Source organism: Mycobacterium sp. (assembly GCF_035653355.1).
Classification (GTDB): Bacteria; Actinomycetota; Actinomycetes; order Mycobacteriales; family Mycobacteriaceae; genus Mycobacterium.
The window spans coordinates 1-3,163 of the sequence record NZ_DASRBZ010000191.1; the positions used below are offsets into that span (position 1 = coordinate 1).

Annotated in this window: 4 protein-coding genes; all 4 read right to left on the bottom strand. The window is 68.0% G+C overall.

Annotated elements, in window-relative coordinates:
• Positions 1-698 (bottom strand): acyl-CoA dehydrogenase family protein (locus VFA16_RS06395; protein ID WP_324967010.1); only part of this gene is annotated, 698 nt, incomplete at its 3' end.
• Between the two features lie 73 nt (positions 699-771).
• Positions 772-1,728 (bottom strand): acyl-CoA dehydrogenase family protein, encoded by a 957-nt coding sequence (locus VFA16_RS06400; protein WP_324967011.1) that lies wholly within the window; start codon positions 1,726-1,728, stop codon positions 772-774.
• A complete protein-coding gene (locus VFA16_RS06405) occupies positions 1,725-2,858 on the bottom strand; it encodes an acyl-CoA dehydrogenase family protein (RefSeq protein ID WP_324967012.1) in 1,134 nt (377 codons plus the stop codon). The genes VFA16_RS06400 and VFA16_RS06405 overlap by 4 nt, the downstream gene beginning before the upstream one ends.
• Positions 2,859-3,163 (bottom strand): AMP-binding enzyme (locus VFA16_RS06410; protein ID WP_414687651.1); only part of this gene is annotated, 305 nt, incomplete at its 5' end. It abuts the gene before it with no gap.

Below are 3,163 nucleotides of genomic sequence, written 5' to 3' on the forward strand. Positions count from 1 at the left end.
ACCGCGACATACAGGTCGGCCATCCGGTGTTTGAGCGCCTGGAAGCTGCCGATCGGCCGGCCGAACTGCACCCGCTCCTTGGTGTAGTCGACGGTCAACTGCAGGCATCGGGTGGCCGCGCCGATCTGTTCAGCGGCCAGCAGGATCGCCGCGATGTCGCCGATTCCGGGGTCGGTGCCAAGCGGCGCGGAGCTCTGCGGAGTGACGCGTCCGAGCCGCCTCGTCGGGTCCATGGTGTCGACGCGCTCGGCATTGAACTCGGTCCACCGGGTGAGTTCGTCGCCGGTTGCGGCGACGACGATGTCCGCGATGTCGCCGTTGACCACATAGTCGGGGTCGAACACCACTGCGCCGATCGCGATGCCTTCGGCCAGCGCCGCCAACGCGTCGGCATCGGGCTCGTCGGCGACCAGCAGCGCCAGCTCCGCCAGCGTGGTACCCAGCAGGGGGGTGGGTACCAGCCCCTTGCCGAGCTCCTCGATGACGACCGCGGCGTCGGCTAAGACGCCGCCAGCGCCGCCGAAGTCTTCGGGTACCACCAGCGCCGCCGCACCGACCTGCTCGCACAGCAGCCGCCACAGCGATTCGTCGTAGCCCCGCTCGGATTCCAGCGCGGTTCGAACTGCCTCAGGGCCGGCGTGCTTGGCCACCAGCGCAGCGACCGTCTCGCGCAGCAGTTCCCGTTCGTCACTGGCCATTGCGCCGCTCCTACTCATCGTCCCCTCGCAAGCTGGGGTCCCCCGCCCTCGGCATCGTCGCCGGCGCGGGATGTCACGTCAGCGCCTCCAGCACCCGTCGCCGGTGCACAGCCGGATCGCCCCATGCCGGGCGTAGGGCCTGTACCCGCAGCAGCCACAGCGACAAGTCGTGTTCCGCGGTGAACCCGATCGCGCCGTGGGTTTGCAGCGCCGACCGCGCGGCAAGCAGCGCGGCATCGGCAGCCGCCACCTTGGCGGCGCTCACATCCCGAGGCGCGTCCGGTGACTCGGCAGCCAGCGACAGCGCGGCGCCGTAGACAAGCGGGCGAGCCAACTCCACGGCGATATGCACGTCGGCCAGCTTGTGCTTGATCGCCTGATACGAGCCGATCACCCGCCCGAACTGGCTGCGCTGCTTGGCGTAATCGACGGCCGCGTCCAGCAGCGCCTGGCCTGCGCCCACGAGTTGCGCGGCGGTGGCCAGCGCGCCGAACTCGTAGGCGCGGGCGACGTCGGCGTCCCATCCGTTGCCAGCCGCTTCCACGTCGAACAGGCGCCGGCTGGGATCGATGCACTCGTGACGTGCGCCGACGTCCGCCTCACTGACCCGGCCATCGGCGGCCAGCAGCACCAGCCCAGCGGTATCGGCGTCCACTGCGCGCGGAGTCTGCGGCGGCAGCGCAACCGTTGCGATCAGTTCACCGGCTGCCAGTGCCGCACACCGCTCGTCGTCCGTCAATAGAAGTGGCGCTACCGCAATGGATTCCGCGACAGGTCCCGGCACGCACCAGCGGCCGAGGCCCTCCAGCGCGACGACGAGATCCACCGGGTGTGCGTCGATGCCGTCGAACCGCTCCGGCACCAGCAATGCCGTCACACCGAGTTCGGCCAGCTGGGCCCACACCTTGCGTCCGGGCCCGGTATCGCCGGCGGCCCGGGCGCGCACGGCGCCCGGGACGTCGGCCGCGGCCAGAGCGGCGTCGATGCTGGCCGCGAAGTCGCGCTGCTGCGCGTCGAGTTCAAATCTCATCTGGCCTTCTCCCGGGGCAGGCCCAGCAGCCGCTCGGCGATAATGTTGCGCTGAATCTCATTGGTGCCGGCGTAAATCGGGCCACCCAGTGCGAACAGCAAGCCGTCGGTCCACGAATCGGCCAGCTCGCCGTCGGCGCCGCGAATCTCCAGCGCCGTCTGGTGCAGCGCCACGTCGAGATCCGACCAGAACACCTTGGTCATCGACGACTCGGCACCCAGCTCGCCGCCTTCAGCCAGCCGGGTCACCGTGCCGAACGTGTGCAGACGGTAGGCCTGGGCTTTGATCCACGCGTCGGCAACCTCATCACCGAAGGCACTGTTGCCGTTGTCTTTCCACATCTGGACTAGGCGTTCAGCGGCGGCCAGGAACCGTGCCGGGCTGCGCAGCGACATGCCGCGCTCGTTGCTTGACGTGCTCATCGCCGCCCGCCAGCCCTCGTTCACCTCGCCGATCACGTCGCGGTCGGGCACGAACACGTCGTCGAGGAAGATTTCCCCGAAACCGGTGTCGCCGTTCAGCTGTTTGATCGGGCGCACCGTGACACCGTCGGCGTGCAGGTCGAACATGAAGTAGGTCAGGCCGCGGTGCCGCTCGGCGACCGGGTCCGAACGGAATAGCCCGAAAGCCCTGTCACCGAACGGCGCCCGCGAACTCCATATCTTCTGACCGTTCAGCAGCCAGCCACCCTCGGTGCGAGTGGCCGTCGACCGCAGCGACGCCAGATCACTACCGGATTCAGGTTCCGACCAGGCTTGCGCCCAGATTTCCTCGCCGCTGGCCATCTTCGGCAACACCCGATCCAGCTGCTCCTGGGTGCCGTGTGCGAACAATGTCGGTGCCAGCATCGACGTGCCGTTGGCGCTGGCTCGCCCGGGCGCCCCCGCCCGGAAGTACTCCTCCTCGAAGACCACCCACTGCAACAGTGTCGCGTCGCGGCCGCCGTACTTTCGCGGCCAGGTGATCACCGACAGCCCAGCGTCGAAAAGCACCCTGTCCCATTGCCGGTGCTGTTCGAAGCCTTCGGCAGTGTCGTAGGACTTGGTAGGAAACGACGCCTTGTTGACCGCCAGGAACTCGCGCACCTCACGCTGAAACGCCAGCGTTTCGTCGTCGAAATCAAGGTCCATCTATGGCATCTCTCGCAGTAGGGGCTTGACCACCTTGCCGCCCGCGTTGCGCGGCAACTCATCGAGAAACCGCACCGAACGGGGGATCTTGAAGTTCGCCAGGTGCTCACGCGCGTAACCGATCACCGCCTGCTCGTCCAGACCGGATCCCGGCCGCGCCACCAAAAATGCGCGGCCGACTTCGCCGAGCCGATCGTCGGGCACACCGATCACCGCGGCATCGGCCACACCGTCCAACCGAAGCAGCACCTGCTCGACCTCGGCGGGGTAGACGTTGAACCCGCCGCAGATGTACATGTCCTTGA

Excerpts from the sequence above, each read along its gene's own strand:
- VFA16_RS06400 (WP_324967011.1), bottom strand. The coding sequence starts at position 1,728 with ATGAGATTTGAACTCGACGCGCAGCAGCGCGACTTCGCGGCCAGCATC.
- VFA16_RS06405 (WP_324967012.1), bottom strand. The coding sequence starts at position 2,858 with ATGGACCTTGATTTCGACGACGAAACGCTGGCGTTTCAGCGTGAGGTG.